Raw genomic sequence first — 21,149 nt, 5'->3', positions numbered from 1 at the left:
GCGAGCCCTTCAGTTCTCGTCGACGAGGGACGTGGTGACGGAGTCCGCTGCCTGGACGACCTGCCGCACCAGGGTCGCACGTGGACGGCCCGTCGCGTCGCACAGCCGGTCGGCGGCACCCGAGATGCCGATCGCGCCGACCACCAGGCCGCCGGGGATGCGGATCGGCGCGGCGATGCTCGCCTCGCCCGGCATGTACTCCTCGGCCTCGCCCGCCCAGCCCTGCCCGCGCACCTCGGTCAGCACGCGCTCCAGCATCTGGGTGCGCGTGATCGTGCGGCGCGTCAACGACGTCAGCTCCCGCCGGCGTGCGGCCGCCGACAGATCCGGGTCGTAGGCGAGCAGCACCTTGCCGAGCGCCGTCGCGTGCAACGGCAGCATCGCGCCGATGCCGAGGGTTTGCACGGAGTCATCGGGACGGAACACGTGGTGCACGACGAGCACGGCGCCGTCGTGGTGCATCCCGATCCGCACTTCCTGACCCGACCGCGCGGCGAGCGTGTCGGCCCAGTTGATCGATCGAGAACGCAGTTCGTTGGCGTCGAGGTAGGACGTGCCCAGGTGCAGCAGGGCCGCGCCGAGGCGGTAGCGGCCGGTCGTGTGATCCTGCTCGACGAACTCGACCCGTTGCAGCGTGCGGAGAATCCCGTGCGCGGTGCCGCGCGCGAGACCGAGCGAGTCGGCGATCTCCGTGAGACCGTGGTGGCCGGAGCCACGCGCGAGCAGCCGCAGCACGGCGGCGGCGCGTTCGATCGACTGGATGGGTCCCGGCACGCGAGAAACGTAATTGAGACGACCCGTGTCGGCAATGTCGAACAGCTACGACGCCCGTCACCCCTGGACACGGGCCTGAAACGCCTTGTCTGCGCGCAGCGTGACGGATCAGTCACGCGATCGTGGGCAGCAGGTGTCGACATTGTCGAAACGCGCCTGTTGAACAGCTGTTCAGACACTCATACGTTCCGCCTCAATCACCACGGGGTGATCAGCCGTTCAGAGTCGAATGGGAGGCCAGCGTGGGTCTCGGGTCAGTGTTCCTCAGCGAGGTGCTCGGTACGGCAGTCTTGCTGTTGATGGGTGCGGGCGTGGTGGCCAACGTGCTGCTCGCCAAGTCGAAGGGTTTCGACGGCGGTTGGCTGTTGATCAACTTCGGCTGGGGTCTCGGTGTCTTCGCCGGTGTGTACGTCGCCTTCAAGTCGGGTGCTCACCTCAACCCTGCGGTGACGATCGGCATTCTCACCAGCGGTGCGGCCGACTACGCGCCTGGTGTTCCCGTCAGCTTCGGCTCGACGCTCGTCTACTTCGCCGGTGAGTTCCTCGGCGCGTTCCTCGGTGCCGTCGTCGCGTGGCTCGCCTACAAGCCGCACTTCGAGGAGACCAACGACCACGGTCTCAAGCTCGCCGTCTTCTCCACCGGCCCGGCGATCCGCAGCTACGCCTGGAACCTGGTGTGCGAGATCATCGGCACGTTCGTCCTCGTCTTCGTGGTCCTCGCGTTCGCCAAGACCCCGTCGCAGCTCGGCCCGCTGGCCGTCGCGTTGCTCGTCGTCGGCATCGGTGCCTCCCTGGGCGGCCCGACCGGTTACGCGATCAACCCCGCCCGTGACCTCGGTCCGCGCGTCGCCCACGCCCTGCTGCCCATGTCCTACAAGGGCACCGAGGGTGCGGAGATCGGCAAGAAGGACTCCGACTGGGCTTACGCCTGGGTGCCGGTCGTCGGCCCGATCATCGGTGGCGCGCTCGCCGGTGTGATCGCCTCCATCGCGTTCTGACTCTCCGGAAAGGACTTCTTCGATGTCGCAGTACGTTCTCGCCGTCGACCAGGGCACGACCAGCACGCGGGCGATCATCTTCGACCACAGCGGTTCCATCGTCGCCGTGGGCCAGAAGGAACACGAGCAGATCTTCCCGCGCGCCGGCTGGGTCGAGCACAACCCGGTGGAGATCTCCGAGAACACCCGGTTCGTGATCGGTCAGGCGCTCGCGAAGGCCGACCTCAACACCGGGGACCTCGCCGCCGTCGGCATCACCAACCAGCGCGAGACCGCGGTGGTGTGGGACAAGAACACCGGCGAACCCGTCTACAACGCCATCGTCTGGCAGGACACCCGCACCCAGGCGATCGTCGACGAGCTCGGTGCGCTGGGCGGCGGCGCCGACCGCTACAAGGCGAAGGTCGGCCTGCCGCTCGCGACCTACTTCTCCGGTCCCAAGATCCGCTGGATCCTCGACAACGTCGAGGGCGCCCGTGAGCGCGCCGAGGCGGGCGACCTGCTGTTCGGCAACACCGACACGTGGACGCTGTGGAACCTCACCGGTGGCCCCAACGGCGGCGTGCACGCCACGGACGTCACCAACGCGTCGCGCACCATGCTGATGGACCTCGACACGCTCCAGTGGGACACCGAGATCGCCGGTGAGATGGGCATCCCGGTGTCCATGCTGCCGGAGATCCGGTCCTCCTCCGAGGTGTACGGCAACGGTGGTCCCGGCGGAGTGCTGAAGGGCGTGCCGATCGCGGGCATCCTCGGCGACCAGCAGGCCGCGACGTTCGGCCAGGCCTGCTACGAGCCCGGCACCGCCAAGAACACCTACGGCACCGGCAACTTCATGCTCCTGAACACGGGCACGGAGAAGGTCGCCTCGAAGAACGGTCTGCTCACGACCGTCTGCTACAAGATCGGCGACGAGGCCCCCGTCTACGCGCTGGAAGGCTCCATCGCGGTCACCGGGTCGCTGGTGCAGTGGTTGCGCGACAACCTCGGCATCATCGGCTCGGCGCCGGAGATCGAGACTCTCGCCGCCTCGGTCGAGGACAACGGCGGTGCGTACTTCGTGCCCGCGTTCTCCGGTCTGTTCGCGCCGTACTGGCGTTCGGACGCCCGCGGTGCCGTCGTCGGCCTGACCCGGTTCGTCAACAAGGGTCACCTGGCCCGTGCCGTGCTGGAGGCGACGGCGTTCCAGACCCGCGAGGTGCTGGACGCCATGAACGCCGACTCCGGTGTGCCGCTGACCGAGCTGAAGGTCGACGGCGGCATGGTCGCCAACGAACTGCTCATGCAGTTCCAGGCGGACGTCCTCGACGTGCCCGTGGTCCGCCCGGTCGTCGCCGAGACGACCGCCCTCGGTGCCGCGTACGCCGCCGGCCTCGCCGTCGGCTACTGGTCGGGGCTCGACGAGCTGCGCGCCAACTGGGCCGAGGACAAGCGCTGGACGCCCGAGGCCGACGCCGACGAGCGCGAGCGCCAGTACCGCAACTGGAAGAAGGCCGTCACCAAGTCGTTCGACTGGGTCGACGACGACGTCCGCTAGTCCTTTCTGCTGAGGAGCTGAAGTTGTTCGCGAGGCTGGATCCGGCTCGGCGTGCCCACTCCCTGGAGGCGTTGGGCAGCACGGAGTTCGACGTACTCGTCGTCGGAGGAGGTGTGGTCGGCGCGGGTGCTGCTCTCGACGCGGCGTCGCGCGGCCTCTCCGTGGCGCTGGTCGAGGCCGACGACTGGGCGGCGGGCACGTCGAGCCGGTCCAGCAAGCTCGTCCACGGCGGGCTGCGGTACCTGGAGCAGCTGGAGTTCAAGCTGGTCCGGGAAGCTCTGAAGGAACGCGGGTTGTTGCTGCGCCGGCTCGCACCGCACCTCGTGCGGCCGGTGCCGTTCCTCTTCCCGTTGAAGAAGCAGTGGGAGCGCGCGTACGTCGGCGCGGGCGTGCTGCTGTACGACTCGATCGGCGGGGCCGGTGCCGTTCCGATGCACCGGCACCTCTCCCGTCGCCGGATGGCGGCCGTCGGGCCGTCGCTCGACTCTTCTGCCTTCGCCGGCGCGATCCGGTACTACGACGCGCAGATGGACGATGCGCGGCTTGTCGCCACTGTGGTCCGTACCGCGGCTCAGCACGGTGCGACCGTCGTCTCGCGGGCCCGGGTCACGTCGTTGCTCCGGGCGGACGGCCGGGTTTCCGGGGCTTCGGTGCGGGACGAACTCTCCGGCGTGACGCACGTGGTGCGCGCTCGGCGCGTGATCAGCGCTACCGGCGTGTGGACCGACTCGCTGAACTCGATGTCGCCCGGTGCGCCGCCGTTCCACGTGCGGATGTCCAAGGGCGTGCACGTGCTGGTGCCGCGGTCGCGCATCTCGCTGGACGGTGGGTTGATCACGCAGACCGAGAAGTCGGTGCTGTTCGTGATTCCCTGGGGCGCCTACTGGATCATCGGTACCACGGACACGCCCTACTCCGGCGCGCCGGAGGACGTTTCGGCCACCGCTGAGGACGTCTCCTACATCCTCGACCACGTGAACGCTGTGCTGCGGACGCCGTTGTCCGTCGAGGACGTCGTTGGGACGTACGCGGGGCTGCGTCCGTTGCTCGCCGGTGCCTCCAGCGACACCTCCAAGTTGTCGCGTGAGCACGCCGTGGCCGAGCCGGAGCCCGGGTTCTTCGTGATCGCCGGCGGCAAGTACACGACGTACCGCGTGATGGCCGCTGACGTGGTGAACGCTGCTGTGGCCGGGTTGGGGCGGGCGGTCGCGCCTTCGTTGACCGCTCGGCTGCCCCTGTGCGGGGCGGTCGGGTTCCAAGAGCTGTGGGCGGACCGGGCTCGGATCGCTGCGGAGTCCGGCCTGCCCACGTCCACTGTGGAGCGGCTGTTGGGGCGGTACGGCTCTGCGGTGTCGGATGTGCTGGCGTTGGTCGCGCAGGACCCGTCGTTGGGGGCGCCGGTCGCCGGGTACCTGGCGGCGGAGATCGTGTACGCGGTCACCCACGAAGGGGCGTTGGGGCTGGAGGACGTGCTGGCTCGGCGGACCCGCGTCGCCATGGAGCACCTGGACTTCGGCGCGTCGGTGGCGGGGGAGGTCGCGTCGCTGATCGCGGGTCCGCTGGGGTGGTCTCCGGGCGAACGTGACGCTGCTGTCGAGGCTTACCTGGCTGATGTCGCGCCGGCGGGTCGGGCCGGGAACCGGCGGTAGGTCGCGGCGAGCTGGTTCCTGTTCCAGCGGGGCCGGTCGCGTTCGTCGGTTGGGCTGCCGGTTGAGTGCGCGCGCCTGGCTCGGAGAACGCCTCGCCGGCCCGGAGTGCCGGTGCGGGCCCGATCCGGGGTCGTCGGCGGGATCGTGACGGTGGCGACCAGGCCCGCGAAGCCCTGGGGATGGCGGGGGACTGGTGCAGCAGGACGTCCAGTGAGTTCGTGGACGAGGGGCCGATGACTGTCATGATCACGAAATAGCGGTGGATCGGCCCGCGTTCGTGGTCCAGTCGCGGTGCGTTTTCGTGGGCGACTGAGGTGTTCGGCGGCGCGGGTGCTGGAGCCCGTGGGCCGTGTCCGATTTGAAATCCAGTCCTCTGAGCTGGGCTTTTCTTCTCGTGGGACCCATGTGCGGCCGTCGCCGCCCTTGTGCCGGTCCGCATCACGTGCCTATATTTGCCGAAACAGCCGAATGTAAGCGCTTACATAACAAAGAGTGACATGTAAGCGCTTACATGAACAGTCAGCGACGACAGAGGCGGCAGGCAGCGCGTATGGGCAAGCAACAGGCCTCACCCGAGGCCAGGTCCGCGGGGGCGACCATCTACTCGGTCGCCGAGCACGCCGGCGTCAGCATCGCCACCGTCTCGCGGGTCCTGCAGGGTGCGACGGTCGTGGCCGAGACCACGAAGCAGAAGGTGCTGGCCGCCGTCGAGGAACTCGGGTACGTGCCGCTCGGTGCCGCGCGCAGTCTTGCCGTCCGGCACCACGAGGCGCACGGCCTGGTGTTGCCGGAGCTGTCCGGTCCCTACTACGCCGAGCTGCTCATGGGGTTCGAGGCGCGGGCCGCGGAACTGGCGCAGTCGGTCGTGCTCGTGCTCACCGACAGCCGGACCGACCTGGCCGCCGCCGTGCGGCAGCTGGCCACGCGGGTCGACGCCATCGCGGTGTTCGGGTCGGCGGCCTCGGGGGACGTGGTGCGGTTGTTGCGCGCCAAGAAACCCGTCGTCGTCATCGCCGGAGAAGCGAGTGACGGGGTCGAGGCGGTGTCGGCGGAGAACCTGGAGAGCGCGCGGGAACTGGCCGGGCACCTGCTCGGCCACGGACGGCGGCGGGTGCTGTTCGTCGGCGACCCCGACAGCGGGCCCGACATCCGCGACCGGTACGCGGGATTCGTCGCCGCGCACCGGGATCGCGGACTCACGGCGGCCGAACCGGTGCGGGTCGCGTTGAACGAGGCCGACGGTCTCGTCGTCGCGCGGCGACTGCTGAACGGTGAGCTGGAGGCGGACGCGTTGATGTGCGCCAACGACGAGTTGGCGCTGTCGGTCATGACCTCGTTGCAGGACGCGGGACGCAGCGTGCCCGGCGACGTGGCGGTGGTCGGCTGGGACGACGTCATGACCTCGCGGTACGTGAGGCCGGGGCTGACGACGGTGCGTCAGCCCGTGCACGAGCTCGGAGCGCTGGCGGCCACCAGGCTGCACGAGCTGGTCGGTGGTGAGGCGGCGCGGTCGGACGCGCGCACACTGCCCACGCAGCTCGTCGTGCGCTCCTCCTGCGGCTGCTGACGCCGCAGTCCACTTGAGACGAACGCCGAGAGGAAGCGAGAAGCCGATGGCGCGCAGCACTTCCAAGATGCTCGCGAGCGTGACCGCCCTGGTGCTGGTGCTGGCCGCATGCGGGCGCGAGGACTCCCAGGGCGGCGGGCAGACGGGGGCGGAGATCGGCTCGGGACCCGCCACCGGGACGATCACCGTGTGGGCCATGGGGGCGGAGGGCGAGAAGCTCCCGGCGCTCGCCAAGGAGTTCGAGGACGCGAACCCCGGCGTGGACGTGCAGGTGACCGCGATCCCGTGGGACTCCGCGCACAACAAGTTCACCTCGGCGATCACGGCGGGGCAGGCGCCGGACGCGGCCATGGTCGGGTCGACGTGGATGGGTGAGTTCGCCGGGATGGGCGCGCTCGACCCGACGCCGTCGTCGATCGACAAGGGCGCGTTCTTCGAGGGCGCGCAGAAGACGACCGAGGTGGACGGGACGTCGTTCGGCATCCCCTGGTACGTCGAGACCCGGTTGCTCTACTACCGCAAGGACCTCGCCAGGACGGCCGGGTTCGAGACGCCGCCGAGGGACTGGGCGGGCGTGAAGGAGATGGCCAAGGCGTTGCAGGCCAAGGCCGGCGCCAAGTGGGGCATCGGCCTGCAGCCCGGCGGCACCGGGTCGTGGCAGTCGCTGCTGCCGTTCGCCTGGTCCAACGGCGCCGAGCTGACCAAGGACGACGGCAAGGCCTACAACTTCGACAGCCCCGAGATGAAGGAGACGCTGGAGTACTACGGCTCCTTCTTCTCCGAGGGCATCGCGGACAAGGAAGCACCCGCGCAGCCCACGACCGAACCGGACTTCGCGAGCGGTCGCGTGCCGATGTTCATCTCCGGCCCCTGGATGATGTCCGCGGTCGAGAAGGTCGGCGGCGAGGGCTTCAAGGACAAGTACGACGTCATGCCGATGCCGACCAAGAAGACGTCGTCGAGCTTCGTCGGCGGCTCGAACTTCGTGGTGTTCAAGGAGAGCGAGAACCGCGACTCCGCCTGGAAGTTCGTGCGGTGGCTCGCGGACGCCAAGACGCAGGTCAAGTGGTACCAGTCCTCGACCGACCTGCCGTCGGTGAAGAGCGCGTGGCAGGACCCGGCGCTGACCGCCGACACCAAGCTCGCGACGTTCGGCAAGCAGCTCGACACGGCCCAGTCGCCGCCCACGTTCCCCACCTGGGAGCAGGCGATCACCGCGCTCGACACCGAGGTCGAGAAGGTGGCGCGCTCCGGTTCCGACGCGGCGGCCGCGCTCAAGGCCGCCCAGGCCTCGGCCGACTCCATCGGTACCGGCAAGTGAGCTCGTCCGTGACGCTGCGCCGCCGCGGGGCAGAACGGGCGGCGTGGTTGCTGATCCTCCCGTTCTGCCTGCTGTTCGCGGTGTTCACGGCGTGGCCGGTGGTGCAGTCGCTGTTCATGAGCTTCACCGACACCCGCAACCGCGACCTGCGCACGCCGTTCGCGGTGGACTTCGTCGGGCTCGACAACTACGTCCAGGCGTTCGGCGACCCGCTCTTCCGCACGGCCGCGGCCAACACCGCGTACTTCGTGCTGGTCGGCGTGCCGCTGACGCTGGTCATCGCGCTCACCGCCGCCGTGGTGCTGGACAAGGGGATCACCCGGTTCCGGGCGTTCTTCCGGCTCGGCTTCTACACGCCGGTGATCACGTCGATCGTCGCGATCGCGGTGGTGTGGCGGTTCCTGCTGCAGGACGAGTACGGGCTGATCAACACCATGCTCGGCTGGGTCGGCGTCGAGGGCCCGAACTGGCTCGGCGACCCGGACTGGGCGATGCCGGCGATGATCCTCATGGCCGCGTGGCGCAACTTCGGCACGGCGATGATCATCTTCCTGGCAGGGTTGCAGGCGGTGCCCCAGTCGTTGCACGAGGCCGCGTCGATCGACGGCGCGGGCGCTGTGCGGCGGTTCCGGCACATCGCGCTGCCGTTGCTGCGGCCCACGCTGCTGTTCGTGTCGGTGACGACGGCGATCGGATACCTGCAGTTCTTCGAGGAGCCGTTCGTCATGACCAACGGCGGCCCGCTCAACTCGACCATCTCCGCGACGATGTACACCTACAAGCAGTTCGGCTTCGGCAACTACGGCTTCGCCTCCGCCATGAGCTATCTGATCTTCGTCGTGATCGCGATCGTCACGGCGATCCAGTTCCGGTTGCTGCGGGAGAGGAGCTGACGTGAAGAACCGCTGGCTGTACCTGCCGCTCACGGTCGCGTTCGTCGCCGTCGTCGCGCCGTTCGCCTGGATGGTGCTCGGCAGCTTCAAGGGCGAGGGCGAGATCCTGCGCAACCCGCCGACGTGGTGGCCTGACAGCGCCTCGCTCGACAACTACACGCAGCTGTTCTCCCGCCTGCAGTTCGGCACGTACTTCTTCAACTCGGCGGTCGTCGCGGTGGCGGTGACGCTGGGGAACCTGCTGTTCTGCTCGGCGGTCGGCTACGCGCTCGCCATGCTCGACTTCCGGGGCAAGAAGCTGTTGTTCACGATCGTCATGGCGACGCTGATGATCCCCGGCGTGGTCACGTTCGTGCCGCTGTACGTGCTCGTCGTGAACGCCGGTCTCGCGAACTCGCTGCCCGCCCTGATCCTGCCGTTCCTCGTCTCGCCGTTCGGCGTGTTCCTGATGCGCCAGTTCATCTCCGGCCTGCCGGGGGAACTGCTCGACGCCGGGCGGGTCGACGGCGCCGGCGAGATCCGGATCTTCGCGCGGATCATCCTGCCGCTGTGCGGGCCCGCGCTCGCCACGCTCGGCATCCTCACCTTCCTGGGCAGCTGGAACAACTTCCTGTGGCCGCTCGTGGTGGCGCAGCAGGAGAGCCAGTTCACCCTGCCCGTCGCGCTCGCCCTGTACTCGACCGGGCAGAACTCCATCCAGTACGGCCTGCTCCTCGCCGGGGCCACGATCGTCGTCGTCCCCGTGCTGCTCGTGTTCCTCGTCTTCCAGCGGCGCTTCATCGAAGGCATCGCGACCACCGGCATCAAGTGAGAGGTCCAAAGGGGACTCCTGTGACGTTCACCCGCCGAACCCTGCTCCTCGGCAGCGCCGTCGCGCTCGCCGCACCCGCCGTCTCCGCCACCGCCGCGCCCCGGCGCTTCGACCCGGTCCGGGTCCGGGGCTGGGCGAAGGACACCTGGCGCAGCCTCGTCGCCATGACCCCGTCGGGCACGGGGCTGCCCGCCGACAACATCCCCGAGTCGCTCGCGGCGGGCGACCGGTCCGGCTACACCTCGCCGACCAACGTCGGCGGCTACCTGTGGTCCACGGTCGTGGCCCGTGAACTCGGCTTCATCGGCAGGGAAGAGGCGTCCGCGCGGCTCGTCCGCACTCTGTCCACTCTGGACCGGATGGAGCACCACACCGCGAGCGGCATGTACTACAACTGGTACGACGAGGAGACGGGTGAGGCGTTGCGGGCCTGGCCCGGCACGGGCGCCGTCGTGCACCCGTTCTGCTCCAGCGTCGACAACGGCTGGCTCGGCGCGGCCCTGCTGGTCGTGGCGGGCGCGGACCGGGCGGCGGCGGACCTCGCGCGCCGGATCTTCGCCCGGATGCGGTGGGACGCCTTCTACAACCCCGGCGACGACCCCGCGCACCCCGCCGTGCGTCCGGGAGGCCTGATCCACGGCGGGTTCTTCCCGTTCGACCACGACCGGCCCGGCGGCGTCTACCAGGGCACGCACATCGGCGGCGAGCCCGTGTGGCTCACCGACCACCACTACGACACGACGGTGTCGGAAACCCGCATCACCAGCTACCTCGGCATCATCACCGGGCAGGTCCCGCCGAAGCAGTACTTCGCGATGTGGCGGACGTTCCCGGCGTCGTGCGACTGGTCGTGGCACGAGATGCAGCCGGTGGGGGAGAACCGGACCTACCACGGCATCGAGGTCTTCGAGGGCGCCTACACCTATCGCGGCATGCGCATCGTGCCCGGCTGGGGCGGGTCGATGTTCGAGGAGCTCATGCCGGACGTCTTCGTGCCGGAAGCGAAGTGGGCGCCGAAGTCGTGGGGCCGCAACCACCCGCTGCACGTCCGCGCGCAACGCGAACACGGTCTCCTGGAAGCGAAGTACGGCTTCTGGGGCTTCAGCCCGTCCAGCAACCCGGCCGGCGGCTACCGCGAGTACGGCGTCGACGCGCTCGGCATGGGCCCCGGCACCGAACCGGGCAACGGCGCCAACGGCTACTTCTCCGACCAGGAGATGACCAACTACGACGTCGGCTTCGGCACCTGCCGTCCCGCCACCGCGCCGACACCGGCGTACGGGGACGGCGTGGTCACGCCGCACGCCGCGTTCCTCGCGATGATGCACGAACGCGACGAGGCGTTCGCGAACCTCGCGCGCGTCCAGGACGACCTGCGCGCGTACGGCAGGGGCGGCTTCTTCGACGCCGTCGCCGTCCGGTCGGGCACCATCGCCCGCCGCTACCTCTCCCTGGACCAGGCGATGGTCATGGGGGCGATCGGGAACGTCCTGTGCGGTGACGTCATCCGCAGGGCGTTCAGCACACCGGCCGTCGAACGCGCGCTGCGCCCGGTGATCGGTGTCGAGGAGTTCGGCGCGAGCCGAGTCTGAAAATCTCAGGAGGTAAGGGAATGCGGCCCGTACGGCTGATCTCCGAGGACGGCGTCGAGTACCGCGACCTCAACGGCAACGGCGTGATGGACCCCTTCGAGGACCCGCGCCTGCCGGTGGCCGACCGGGTCGCCGACCTGCTGGGGCGCCTGTCGCTGGAGGAGAAGGCAGGCCTGCTGTTCCACACCGTCATCGAGGCGGGCACCGACGGCACGGTCAAGGAAGCACCCGGTGACATCAGCAAGTCGCCGACGAGCGTCGTGGTGACGCAGAAGCACCTGAGCCACTTCAACGTCCACGCGTTGCACGACGCGCGGATGGCGGCGCGCTGGTACAACAACCTCCAGCTGATCGCCGAGAGCACCCCGCACGGCATCCCGGTGACGATCTCCACCGACCCCCGGCACGCGTTCCTCGAGAACGCCGGGGTGTCGTTCAGCGCCAAGGCCTTCTCGCAGTGGCCGGAGTCGCTGGGACTGGCGGCGCTGCGCTCACCGGAGCTGGTCGAACGCTTCGCGGACGTCGCCCGTCAGGAGTACGTGGCGGCCGGCATCCGGTGCGCGTTGCACCCGGCGATCGACCTCGCCACCGAACCGCGCTGGGCCCGTCAGGCGGGCACGTTCGGCCAGGACAGCGCGCTGACCGCCGAACTGGCCGTCGCGTACGTGCGCGGGTTCCAGGGCCCGGAACTCGGGCCGGAGTCGGTGGCCTGCACCAGCAAGCACTTCCCCGGCGGCGGCCCGCAGAAGGACGGTGAGGACGCGCACTTCCCGTACGGGCGCGAGCAGGTCTACCCCGGTGGCCGGTTCGACGACCACATGGCGCCCTTCAAGGCCGTGATCGACGCCGGGACCGCCGCGGTGATGCCGTACTACGGGATGCCGGTCGGGCTGGAGGTCGGCGGCGAGGCCATCGACGAGGTCGGGTTCGGCTACAACAAGCAGGTCGTCACGGGCATGCTGCGCGAGGGTCTCGGGTTCGACGGCGTGGTGCTGACCGACTGGGAACTGGTCATGGACAACCACGTCGGCGACAAGGTGCTGCCCGCCCGCGCGTGGGGCGTCGAGCACCTGGACGCGTTGGGGCGCATGGAACTCATCCTCGAGGCGGGCGCCGACCAGTTCGGCGGCGAGGAGTGCGTGGACGTCCTGCTGGAGCTGGTCGCGCAGGGCCGGGTGACCGAGGAACGGATCGACGAGTCGGCGCGCCGGTTGCTGGCGGTGAAGTTCCGCCTGGGGCTGTTCGACAACCCGTTCGTGGACGAGGACCGCGCGGCGGAAGTCGTGGGACGGCAGGACTTCCGCGACGAGGGCCACGCCGCGCAGGCCCGGTCGGTGACCGTCCTGCAGAAGGGCTCGCTGCCCCTGCCGCAAGGGCTGAAGCTGTACGTGGAGAACTTCTCCGCGGAGGTCGCGGGACGGTTCGGCACTGTCGTCGCCACCCCGGAAGAGGCCGACCTCGCGCTGGTGCGGCTGATGGCGCCGTTCGACCCGAGGGCGGACCTGTTCCTGGAGTCGTGGTTCCACCAGGGATCGCTGGAGTTCCAGCCAGGACTGGCCTCGCGGCTGGCGCGGATCGCGGCGGTCTGCCCGCTGGTGCTCGACGTGACGCTGGACCGGCCCGCGGTGCTGACGCCGTTGCTGCCCCTCGCCTCGACCGTCGTGGTCAGCTACGGCTCCACGGACGAGGCGCTGGCCGACGCGCTGACCGGTGTCATCGCGCCGGAGGGACGGCTGCCGTTCGACCTGCCCCGGTCGATGGAGCAGGTGCGGCGGCACCCCGAGGACGTCGCGGGCTACGACGACCCGCTCTTCCCGTTCGGCCACGGCCTGTAGGGGCCTCCCGGCGGGGGAGGAGAATGCGCGGAATGCACCACACCGTCATCTCCTCCCCGGTCGGGCCGCTCACGCTCGTCGGCGACGGCACCGCGTTGATCGGGCTCTACTTCGACGGCCACCTGCGCACCCCGCGCCTCGACTTCGGCCCCGCGTCGGACGCCGGGTTCGACGAGGTCCGGCGGCAGCTGGACGAGTACTTCGCGGGCACGCGGCGGACGTTCGACCTGGAACTCGCGCCGCGCGGGTCGGCGTTCGAGCGGAGCGTGTGGGAGATGCTGATCGCGATTCCGTACGGCGAGACGCGGACGTACGGGCAGCTGGCCGCCGCACTCGGTGATCCCGCCGCGGCCCAGGCCGTCGGGAACGCCAACGGGTGGAACCCGATCAGCATCATCGTGCCGTGCCACCGGGTGGTCGGCTCGAAGGGAACGCTCACCGGCTACGCGGGCGGGTTGCGGCGCAAGCGGTACCTGCTGGAGCTGGAGGAGCCGCCCGCCGAGGAGGACGGCCGCCTGTTCTGACGTACGGTGCGGAGCATGGCGGAGAACAGTGCCAAAGTGGAGAACAGCGCAGTGCTGGTGACGGGCGCGTCCCGCGGAATCGGCAGGGCGACGGCGCGGGCGTTCGCCGAACTCGGGCACCGCGTCGCCGTCCACTGCAGCAGCCGGCGTGACGACGCCGAGGAAACGCTGTCCCTGCTCCGCGGCGACGGGCACGCGGTGCTCGGTGGCGACCTCGCCGACCCCGAGGCCGCCCGCACCCTCGTCGCGGAAGCCGTCGATCGGCTCGGCGCGGTCGACGTGCTCGTCAACAACGCCGCCGTCGCCCCGACAGCGAGCAACCGGCACCGCGTCGGCGAGGCGGAGTGGGACGTGTGGACCGGCGCGTGGCAGCAGATGTTCGCCGTCAACCTGCACGGCGCCGTGAACGTCACCTGGGCCGTGGCGCGGCATCTGGTCGAACGGGGTGTGCCCGGCGCGATCGTCAACGTCGGCTCGCGGGGTGCGTTCCGGGGCGAGGCCGACCACCCGGCCTACGCGGCGAGCAAGGCCGCGCTGCACGCGTTCGGGCAGTCGGCGGCGATCACGCTGGCGCCGCACGGGATCTCGGTGACGTCCGTGGCACCGGGGTTCGTCGCCACCGAACGCCAGGCCGCGAAGCTCGGCGGCGCCGAGGGCGACGGGGTGCGCGGGCAGAGCCCGTTCGGCAGGGTCGGCACACCCGAGGAGGTCGCGGCGGCGATCGTGCACCTGGCCTCGCCGGGGGCTCAGTGGGCCTCGGGTGCGGTCCTCGACCTCAACGGGGCCTCGTACCTGCGCTGACTCACAGCTCGGCGATCGGCACCGGCCGGCCGAGGTAGAACCCCTGCGCCAGGTCGCAGCCCAGGCCCCGCAGGATCTCCAGCTGCTCCGGCTGCTCCACGCCCTCGGCGACCACCGTCATGTCCACGGCGTGCGCCATGGCGATGATGCTCGTGACGATCGCCTCGGCCTCGCCGGAGTCGCCCAGCCCGACCGTGAACGAGCGGTCGATCTTGAGGGTGTCCAGCGGCAGGGTGAGCAGCTGCGCGAGCGACGAGTACCCGGTGCCGAAGTCGTCGATCGCGAGCCGGACCCCCAGATCCCGCAACGCCGCCAGCGTTCTGGACGCCAGCGCCGGGTCGCGGGTGAGAGCGCTTTCGGTGATCTCCAGGCAGAGCGAGCTGGGCGCCAGGCCCGCCTTGTGGGTGGCGTTGCGGACCGCCGAGACGAGCCACGGGTCGTCGAGCTGGCGGGCCGAGAGGTTCACGGTCAGCTGGAGTTCCGGGGCCTGCTCGGCGATCTCGCGGGTGGCGGTGTGCAGCATGTGCGCGCCGATGATGTTGATGAGATCGCTCTCCTCGGCGAGCGTGATGAACTCCGCCGGGGTGATCGGGCCGTAGCGGGGGTGCGTCCAGCGCAGCAGGCCCTCGACGGCGGTGCGCTCGTCCGTGCGCAGGTCGACGATCGGCTGGTAGGCGACCCACAGCTCGTGGCCGAGCGGGGCCATCCGCAGGTCCTGCTCCAGCTGCAGGCGGCGCTGGATGCGTTCGCGGAGTTCGACGTCGAAGAACGCCGTGCGGCCGCGGCCCCGCGTCTTGGCGTGGTACATCGCGAGGTCCGCGTCGCGCAGCAGGTCGGCGCCGTCGCGGCGGTCGCCCGGTTCGGCGATCACGATGCCGACGCTCGCGTCCACGTGCAGCTGCCGGCCGGCGACGGTGATCGGGCGGTTCAGCTCGGACCGGACGTGCTCCGCGAGCGCCGCCGCCTCCTCGGGGCCGCTCAGGCCGTAGGCGATCACGGTGAACTCGTCGCCGCCGAGCCTGCCGATCACGTCGCCGCGGCGGGAGCTGCGCCCGAGCCGGGTGCCGACCACGCGGAGCACCTCGTCGCCCACGCTGTGGCCGAGGGAGTCGTTGATGACCTTGAACTTGTCCAGGTCGATGAACAGCACGGTGGTCGGGCCGGACCGGTGCGCACGGGCGGCCGGGCTGAGGCGGTTGATGATGACCGTGCGGTTGTTCAGACCCGTCAACGAGTCGTGCGTCGCCTCGTGCTCCAGCTGGCTGTCGATCATGCGGCGTTCGGTGATGTCGGTGAACGACACGACCGTCGCGGACGGCACCGAGCCGTCGGGAGACAGGGCGCGGGCGCTCAGCGACAGCCACACGTGCGAGCCGTCCGGGCGCAGCGAACGCAGGATCCGGCCGTGCTGCGCCCTTCCGTTGGCGCGGGTGTTGGCCGACGGGTAGTCGCTGCGCGGAACGGGCTGACCGGACTCGTCGTGCAGTTCGGCCAGCGACGCGGGCTTGCCGATCACCTCGTGCGCGCTCACGCCGAGGATGCGTTCGGCCGCGGGGTTCACCGACTCGACCAGGCCCGTGCCGCCGACGACGAGCACGCCCTCCTCGATGGCGGCGACGACGGCGGTGAAGTGGTGCTCGGCCCGGCGGCGCGCTGTCTCGTCCGCGCAGATCAGCACGTACCCGTCGTCCATCCGCGCGACCGACACGCGAACCGCGAGCGTGGCCCCGTCCGAACGGCGGTGCACGGCGTGCACGACACCGCCCGCCTGGAGCACCGCCACGGGGTCCAGCGGCGCACCCACGACGTGGCTGATCGGCTGGCCGACGGCGTCGGCGGTGCTGTGCCCGTAGACGGTCTCGGCGCTGGGGTTCCAGCTCGTCACGACGCCGTCCGAGGTGGTGGCGATCAACGCGTCGCTGACGTGCGCGGCGAGGGCGGCCTGGTAGCGCAACGCCGCCGCGGCCGCCTTCTGCTCGGTGACGTCCCGCATGATCACCTGGAAGGCGGGCCTGCCCTCCCAGGTGGTGCGCACCGACACCGACTCGACGTCCGTGGTGCCGCCGTCGAACCGGACCAGCACGGCGTCGGCCGGATCGCTCGTCGCGCCCGGCTCGGTCAGCTTCGCGATGCGCCGCAGCATGTCCTGCGTGGAGTCCGGGTGGACGAAGTCGGTGATCGGCCTGCCCAGCAGGTCCGCCTCGGACTTGGCCCGCACGTACTGCACCGCCGCCGGGTTCGCGTACACGAGCAGGCCCGCCTCGTGCACGACGATCGCCTCGGGCGCGAGGTCGACCAGCAGCCGGTAGCGGTCCGCGAGGTCGGCGAGCTCCTGCTGCTGGGTGTGCCTGCGGGTGACGTCGGCGACGACACCGACCAAGGCGCGTGCCGAGTCGTGCGTCGAGACGCGGGCGCGGAACTGGAGCCAGCGCGTACCGTTCGGGGTGTTCAGGGGCTGTTCGAGCTCGAAGTCCTGCCAGGCCGCAGCGGCCTTCGTGGCGACGGTCAGCGGTGCTACGAGCTCGGCCAGCCGGTCGCGCACGGTGTCGGTGTCCTCGCCAGGGACGCCGATGACCACGTCGAGGCCGGGAGCCCAGCCGAGCCGGTCCGTCCCCAGGTCCAGCCACCACACCACGGCGGCACCGACCGAGAGCGCGAGGTCGACCAGCAGTTCGTGGTCGAACTCGGCGTCACCGATCAGGTCGCTCACGTCTTGGCTCCCAGATCACACGTGTGGTTTCGACATGGTGTGCCGTTATATCCGGTCGAACCTACCGGGTCGTGACCAGGGTCCGTCCCTTCCTGGTCCATTGTGGACGGGGGAGGTGCTCGCTGGGAGCCCTTTTGCCCGGTTATCCTTGCAGGCAGTCGAGTCGTTGGCCCTCGGTGTGGGGGAGCTGGAAGCTATGGTCGCGCCTGGTGTGGGCATCTGCGGAATCGGTGTCGTCAGCGCGTACGGGTGGGACCGCCCGTCGCTCTGGGAGGGGCTGATGAGCGGCAAGCCCGCCGCGTCCATAGTCCCTGAGCTTGGCCGATTCCCGGGTGACACGGTCTGGGCCGCGTACGTCGGCGAGGGCGGCGACCCGGTGGACGGTCCGAGCAGGTTCGCGCGGGCGATGCGCGCCGCGGCCCGCGAGGCCATCGAGGACGCGGGCACGCGCGGGTGGCGTCCCGGTCGCCGAGTAGGCCTGATGCACGCGGTCGTGCTGGGCGAAGTGGACCTGTGGCGCGACTTCTACGTCACGCGCGGCGGCAAGTTGCCCGTCCACGACTACCTCGCGTTGATGCCGTCGACCCCGATGTCGACGTTCATGCAGGAATACGGTTTCCACGGCCCCGCGATGAACGTCTCGGCGATGTGCGCGTCCGGCAACGCCGGCCTGATCACCGCGAAGGCCTGGCTGGACGCCGGGATCGTCGACGACGTGGTGTTCGTCGCGACGGACCTGTCGCTCACCCCGGAGAACGTGTCGCACTTCGTCCGCCTCGGGGTGGCCGTCGTGGACGCCGAACCGCTCGACGCGTGCCGCCCGTTCCAGGAGGGCAGCAGGGGCTTCGTGATGGGCGAGGCGTCCGTCGCGTTCGTCCTGTCCCGGCACGCCACCAACCCGTACGCCCTCACCCTCGGCGGCGCGATGTCGCACGACGCGTACCACGTGACGTCGATCGACCCGGCGCTCGACCAGATCACCTCCTGCTTCACCGACGCCCTGGACAACGCCTCTGTCAGCGCCGCCGACGTGCGCTACCTCAACGCGCACGGGCCGGGCACCGCGCAGTGCGACACCGCCGAAGCCGCCGTGCTGGAACAGCTCTTCGGTCCGGAGACCGGGATCTACTCCGTGAAACCGCTGACCGGCCACTGCCAGGGGGCGGCGTCGGCGATCGAGGTGGCCGTGGCCGCGATGGGGTACGACAACGGCGTGATCCCGGCGCCGCCGGTCGTCGCGCCGGGACACCCGCGGCTGCTGAACGGGCCGACACCGGTGCGGGACGGGCTGACGATCAAGTCGTCGCTCGGGATGGGCGGCCACAACTCCGCCGTGGTGCTCGCGCCGCCCGCCTGACCCGGCGGGGCGTTCCACATCGCGGGAGCCCTTGCCCGCCCTGCCGCCCGGCTCGGACGATGACGCCCGAGCGGAGGAGGACCGGGTGGAGACGGACGAGGGCGTGCGCCGCGAGCGCAGGCTGGCGTGGAACGAGGACTGGGCCGCCACGATCGTCGGGCTGGTGCTGCTGGCACTGGTGCTGACGCAGTTCATCCCCGGCTGGCTGGTGCCCTGATGACGGAAGTCCAGGCGCGGCAACGGTCTCAGGTCTGGTGGGCGGTCGGCGGCGTCGCGGTCGTCGTGCTGCTGGGAGCGCTCACCAGATACCTGGAGCAGAACGTGCCGGTGTTCACGAAGGGCACCTGGCTCGGGGGCATCGCGAAGAGCGTCGAGTACCCCGTCTACGCGATCGTGCTCGGGCTGCTGGGCAACGCGGTGCTGACCGGTCTCGGATTCCGGGACCGGCTCGCCGCGGGGTTCCGCACCGAGTTCTTCATCAAGACGGGGCTGGTGCTGCTGGGCGCGTCGATCAACTTCGCGGTGATCGTCAAGGCGGCGGGACCGGCCATCGCCCAGGCGTTCCTGCTGATCACCCTGGTGTTCGGGTTCACCTGGTGGCTGGGCGGGAAGGTCGGGCTGGGGCCGAAGCTGCGGGCCCTGTTGTCGTCGGCGGTGTCGATCTGCGGGGTGAGCGCGGCGATCGCGGCGGCCGGGGCCGTGCAGGCGCGGCGGGAACAGCTCGCCTACACCGCGAGCCTGGTGATCATCTTCGCGCTGCCGTCGATCTTCGTGCTGCCGTTGCTGGTGGACGCGTTCGGGTTGCCGACGGCGGTGGCGGGCGCGTGGATCGGCGGCAACATCGACACGACCGCGGCGGTGAGCGCGGCGGGCGCGCTGGTGGGCGAGGAGGCGTTGCAGATCGCGACGATCGTGAAGACGACGCAGAACGCGTTGCTCGGCGTGGTCGCGGTGGCGCTGACGGCCTACTTCGCGCTGAAGGTCGAGAAGACCGGTGAGGCGAAGGTCAGCGGGCGGGCGTTGTGGGAGCGCTTCCCCAAGTTCGTGCTCGGGTTCCTGGTCGCGTCGGTGGTGGCGACGGTGTTCCTGGAGTCCGGCGGCGACAAGACGGTGATCGCGACCGTCAACGACCTGCGGACGTTGTTCCTGATCCTCGCGTTCGTCTCGATCGGGCTGGAGTTCCGGGTCGCGCCGCTGCGGGAGGCGGGCTGGAAGCCGATCGGGGTCTTCGCCAGCGCGACCGTGTTCAACCTGCTGGTGGGGCTCGGGCTGGCGAGCCTGCTGTTCGCGAACTTCAGCGGCTGATCTCGCGGCGATCTTCGTGCGGACGGGCGTGGTCCGCTCGACCGCCTGGACGTGGCGCACCGGCTGGTCTCGAACCGGCAGCCGGCGCACCACGACCCGGTGTGCTGCCCGCCGAGCGCCGGGCACGGGGGACCAGCCCGAGTTCGGCCGTGCTCGCTGTCGTCGCGGGGGCGTCAGCCCGAGTCCGGCCGTGCTCGGCGTCGTCGCGGGCATCAGGACGGCGTCGGCGCGGTGGTGACCGGGACCCGCGCGACGCCGGAGGCCGCCGGGGACGCGAAGATCGTCGGCGTGACTGATCACCCGGCCACCCTCCTGCGCGAATGGGTCCGCGAGCACGCGCCCGTCACCTTCGCGACCCTCACGGCCCAGCCCGACGACCGGGGCGTCTTCCTGTTGTCCGGTCTGCGCGACCTCTTCCCGCCGATGTGGGAGGCCATGACCCCCGAGAGCTCGGCGAGGCAGCGGGTCTGGCTCGCCGAGCTGTGCGAACGCTCCCCGCACCCCGAGGACCCGGACGGACCGGCCGGAACGCCGTCGGCCGACTTCCGCCGGACGTTCCTGCCGATCGCCTCCAACGGGTCCGGTGACGTCCTCTACGTCGACGAACGGCCGGGGCCGGAGTCGGGGTGCGTGTGCCAGTGGTGGCACGACGACTACATGTGGGCGAAGTTGTGGCCGAGCGTCGACGCGATGCTCACCGACGTCCTGCAGGCGGTGCGGACGGGCGGTGTGGTGCTCGGGAAGTACCGCGCGCAGGTGCGGGACGGCGTGGTCGGCTGGGTGTTCCTCGACTAGGACTCCCAGGGCGGGACCCGGTGGACGTCCGCACCCGCCGCGGCCACGAGCGCCGCGCACTCGGGCTGCCCGCCCCGGCTCGCACCCCAGTACGCCGTGTCGAGCTCGTCCTGGCTCGCCCCGGCCAGCAGAGCTTCGAGCCGGTCGCGCAGCCCGAGCGTGGCGGCGTCGGCGAGCGTCACGGCCGCGCCGCGCTCGACCAGCCGGTGCGCCGCGGCCCACTGCGCGAACACCCGCGCGTCGGTCAACGCGGTGCCACCGGCGACGACCGCGCCGTCGGCGTCGATGTCCGCACCGTGGTCGAGCAACGCGTCGAGCACCTCGACGTCATCGGCGCTGGCGGCCCAATGCAACGGCGTCTCCCGGTGCGGACCTTCGAATCGTGCGTTGACATCGGCGCCTGCTGCCACCAGCACCGCAACGGTTCGGGCGCCGTTGGGGCGGCGTGCGGGCCAGTCCGTCAGCACGTGCAGCAGGCTCCGCGCGTGGCCGTGCTCGTCGACGATCCGCGCGGTCGCGAGGCCGGGGTGGTCCGCGAGCAGACGTGCCAGGGCGGGCACGTCACCTGCCTGGATGGCGGCGGTCACCGCGGCGGCCAGTGGATCGTCGTGTCGCACGGTCACCTCCGTCAGGCCTCGTCGGCGGTCCCCGCGTCGTGGTGGCGCCGAGGGAGTCGC

The 21,149-nt window shown here is 70.5% G+C and carries 18 protein-coding genes; 15 read left to right on the top strand and 3 right to left on the bottom strand.

The window, feature by feature from the left end:
- Window positions 1–9: 9 nt before the first annotated feature.
- A complete protein-coding gene (locus tag QSK25_RS21830; protein WP_285640730.1) occupies window positions 10–774 on the bottom strand; it encodes an IclR family transcriptional regulator in 765 nt (254 codons plus the stop codon).
- 242 nt (window positions 775–1,016) lie between these two features.
- On the opposite strand from QSK25_RS21830, the gene QSK25_RS21825 reads away from it, so the two are divergent.
- From QSK25_RS21825 to QSK25_RS21775, 11 genes are all read left to right on the top strand, one after another.
- Entirely contained in the window at window positions 1,017–1,772 is a 756-nt protein-coding gene (locus tag QSK25_RS21825) for an MIP/aquaporin family protein (protein WP_285640728.1), read from the top strand.
- Between the two features lie 22 nt (window positions 1,773–1,794).
- A complete protein-coding gene (gene glpK / locus QSK25_RS21820) occupies window positions 1,795–3,312 on the top strand; it encodes a glycerol kinase GlpK (RefSeq protein ID WP_285640727.1) in 1,518 nt (505 codons plus the stop codon).
- Window positions 3,313–3,335: 23 nt separating this feature from the next.
- Window positions 3,336–4,961, top strand: coding sequence for a glycerol-3-phosphate dehydrogenase/oxidase (locus tag QSK25_RS21815; protein WP_502881878.1), 1,626 nt, complete (start codon window positions 3,336–3,338; stop codon window positions 4,959–4,961).
- A gap of 550 nt (window positions 4,962–5,511) precedes the next feature.
- Complete coding sequence (locus QSK25_RS21810; protein ID WP_285640725.1) at window positions 5,512–6,528, top strand: LacI family DNA-binding transcriptional regulator; 1,017 nt, start codon at window positions 5,512–5,514, stop codon at window positions 6,526–6,528.
- Window positions 6,529–6,574: 46 nt separating this feature from the next.
- Complete coding sequence (locus tag QSK25_RS21805) at window positions 6,575–7,849, top strand: sugar ABC transporter substrate-binding protein (protein ID WP_285640724.1); 1,275 nt, start codon at window positions 6,575–6,577, stop codon at window positions 7,847–7,849.
- Window positions 7,846–8,742 carry a carbohydrate ABC transporter permease gene (locus QSK25_RS21800; protein ID WP_285640722.1) on the top strand — a complete coding sequence of 299 codons (897 nt, stop codon included), beginning with the start codon at window positions 7,846–7,848 and terminating at the stop codon, window positions 8,740–8,742. Before QSK25_RS21805 ends, QSK25_RS21800 begins: the two co-directional genes overlap by 4 nt.
- 1 nt (window position 8,743) lies before the next feature.
- Entirely contained in the window at window positions 8,744–9,553 is an 810-nt protein-coding gene (locus QSK25_RS21795; protein ID WP_285640720.1) for a carbohydrate ABC transporter permease, read from the top strand.
- Between the two features lie 20 nt (window positions 9,554–9,573).
- Window positions 9,574–11,145: a glucoamylase family protein gene (locus QSK25_RS21790; protein ID WP_285640719.1), complete on the top strand. Its 1,572-nt coding sequence runs from the start codon at window positions 9,574–9,576 to the stop codon at window positions 11,143–11,145.
- A gap of 20 nt (window positions 11,146–11,165) precedes the next feature.
- Window positions 11,166–12,980, top strand: coding sequence for a glycoside hydrolase family 3 protein (locus tag QSK25_RS21785; RefSeq protein ID WP_285640718.1), 1,815 nt, complete (start codon window positions 11,166–11,168; stop codon window positions 12,978–12,980).
- A 32-nt stretch (window positions 12,981–13,012) separates the two neighbouring features.
- Window positions 13,013–13,504, top strand: coding sequence for a methylated-DNA--[protein]-cysteine S-methyltransferase (locus tag QSK25_RS21780; RefSeq protein ID WP_502881877.1), 492 nt, complete (start codon window positions 13,013–13,015; stop codon window positions 13,502–13,504).
- A 15-nt stretch (window positions 13,505–13,519) separates the two neighbouring features.
- Window positions 13,520–14,305, top strand: coding sequence for an SDR family NAD(P)-dependent oxidoreductase (locus QSK25_RS21775; protein WP_285640714.1), 786 nt, complete (start codon window positions 13,520–13,522; stop codon window positions 14,303–14,305).
- 1 nt (window position 14,306) lies between these two features.
- On the opposite strand, the gene QSK25_RS21770 is transcribed toward QSK25_RS21775, so the two are convergent.
- Window positions 14,307–17,015 (bottom strand): sensor domain-containing protein, encoded by a 2,709-nt coding sequence (locus QSK25_RS21770; RefSeq protein WP_285640713.1) that lies wholly within the window; start codon window positions 17,013–17,015, stop codon window positions 14,307–14,309.
- A gap of 196 nt (window positions 17,016–17,211) precedes the next feature.
- Here QSK25_RS21770 and QSK25_RS21765 point away from each other — a divergent pair, with 196 nt between their 5' ends.
- From QSK25_RS21765 to QSK25_RS21750, 4 genes are all read left to right on the top strand, one after another.
- Window positions 17,212–18,372 carry a beta-ketoacyl synthase N-terminal-like domain-containing protein gene (locus tag QSK25_RS21765; RefSeq protein ID WP_285640712.1) on the top strand — a complete coding sequence of 387 codons (1,161 nt, stop codon included), beginning with the start codon at window positions 17,212–17,214 and terminating at the stop codon, window positions 18,370–18,372.
- An 85-nt stretch (window positions 18,373–18,457) separates the two neighbouring features.
- The gene (locus QSK25_RS21760) at window positions 18,458–18,589 is read left to right on the top strand and encodes a hypothetical protein (protein ID WP_285640710.1); all 132 of its coding nucleotides are present in this window, start codon (window positions 18,458–18,460) and stop codon (window positions 18,587–18,589) included.
- Window positions 18,589–19,677: a YeiH family protein gene (locus QSK25_RS21755; protein ID WP_285640709.1), complete on the top strand. Its 1,089-nt coding sequence runs from the start codon at window positions 18,589–18,591 to the stop codon at window positions 19,675–19,677. Before QSK25_RS21760 ends, QSK25_RS21755 begins: the two co-directional genes overlap by 1 nt.
- A 51-nt stretch (window positions 19,678–19,728) precedes the next feature.
- Window positions 19,729–20,472, top strand: coding sequence for an SMI1/KNR4 family protein (locus tag QSK25_RS21750; protein WP_285640708.1), 744 nt, complete (start codon window positions 19,729–19,731; stop codon window positions 20,470–20,472).
- On the opposite strand, the gene QSK25_RS21745 is transcribed toward QSK25_RS21750, so the two are convergent.
- Window positions 20,469–21,089 carry an ankyrin repeat domain-containing protein gene (locus tag QSK25_RS21745; RefSeq protein WP_285640707.1) on the bottom strand — a complete coding sequence of 207 codons (621 nt, stop codon included), beginning with the start codon at window positions 21,087–21,089 and terminating at the stop codon, window positions 20,469–20,471. The two genes, QSK25_RS21750 and QSK25_RS21745, sit on opposite strands and share 4 nt — an antisense overlap.
- Window positions 21,090–21,149 lie beyond the last annotated feature (60 nt).

Source organism: Lentzea sp. NBRC 102530, from assembly GCF_030269365.1.
Classification (GTDB): domain Bacteria; phylum Actinomycetota; class Actinomycetes; order Mycobacteriales; family Pseudonocardiaceae; genus Lentzea.
The sequence above is the reverse complement of the archived record's forward strand: the minus strand, read 5'-3'. Positions and strand labels throughout refer to the sequence as shown.

What these genes read in the sequence shown, in the direction of transcription:
- glpK (WP_285640727.1), top strand. Translation starts at nt 1,795, where the DNA reads ATGTCGCAGTACGTTCTCGCCGTCGACCAGGGCACGACCAGCACGCGG.
- QSK25_RS21810 (WP_285640725.1), top strand. Translation starts at nt 5,512, where the DNA reads ATGGGCAAGCAACAGGCCTCACCCGAGGCCAGGTCCGCGGGGGCGACC.
- QSK25_RS21805 (WP_285640724.1), top strand. Translation starts at nt 6,575, where the DNA reads ATGGCGCGCAGCACTTCCAAGATGCTCGCGAGCGTGACCGCCCTGGTG.
- QSK25_RS21785 (WP_285640718.1), top strand. Translation starts at nt 11,166, where the DNA reads ATGCGGCCCGTACGGCTGATCTCCGAGGACGGCGTCGAGTACCGCGAC.
- QSK25_RS21780 (WP_502881877.1), top strand. Translation starts at nt 13,013, where the DNA reads ATGCACCACACCGTCATCTCCTCCCCGGTCGGGCCGCTCACGCTCGTC.
- QSK25_RS21775 (WP_285640714.1), top strand. Translation starts at nt 13,520, where the DNA reads ATGGCGGAGAACAGTGCCAAAGTGGAGAACAGCGCAGTGCTGGTGACG.
- QSK25_RS21765 (WP_285640712.1), top strand. Translation starts at nt 17,212, where the DNA reads ATGGTCGCGCCTGGTGTGGGCATCTGCGGAATCGGTGTCGTCAGCGCG.
- QSK25_RS21755 (WP_285640709.1), top strand. Translation starts at nt 18,589, where the DNA reads ATGACGGAAGTCCAGGCGCGGCAACGGTCTCAGGTCTGGTGGGCGGTC.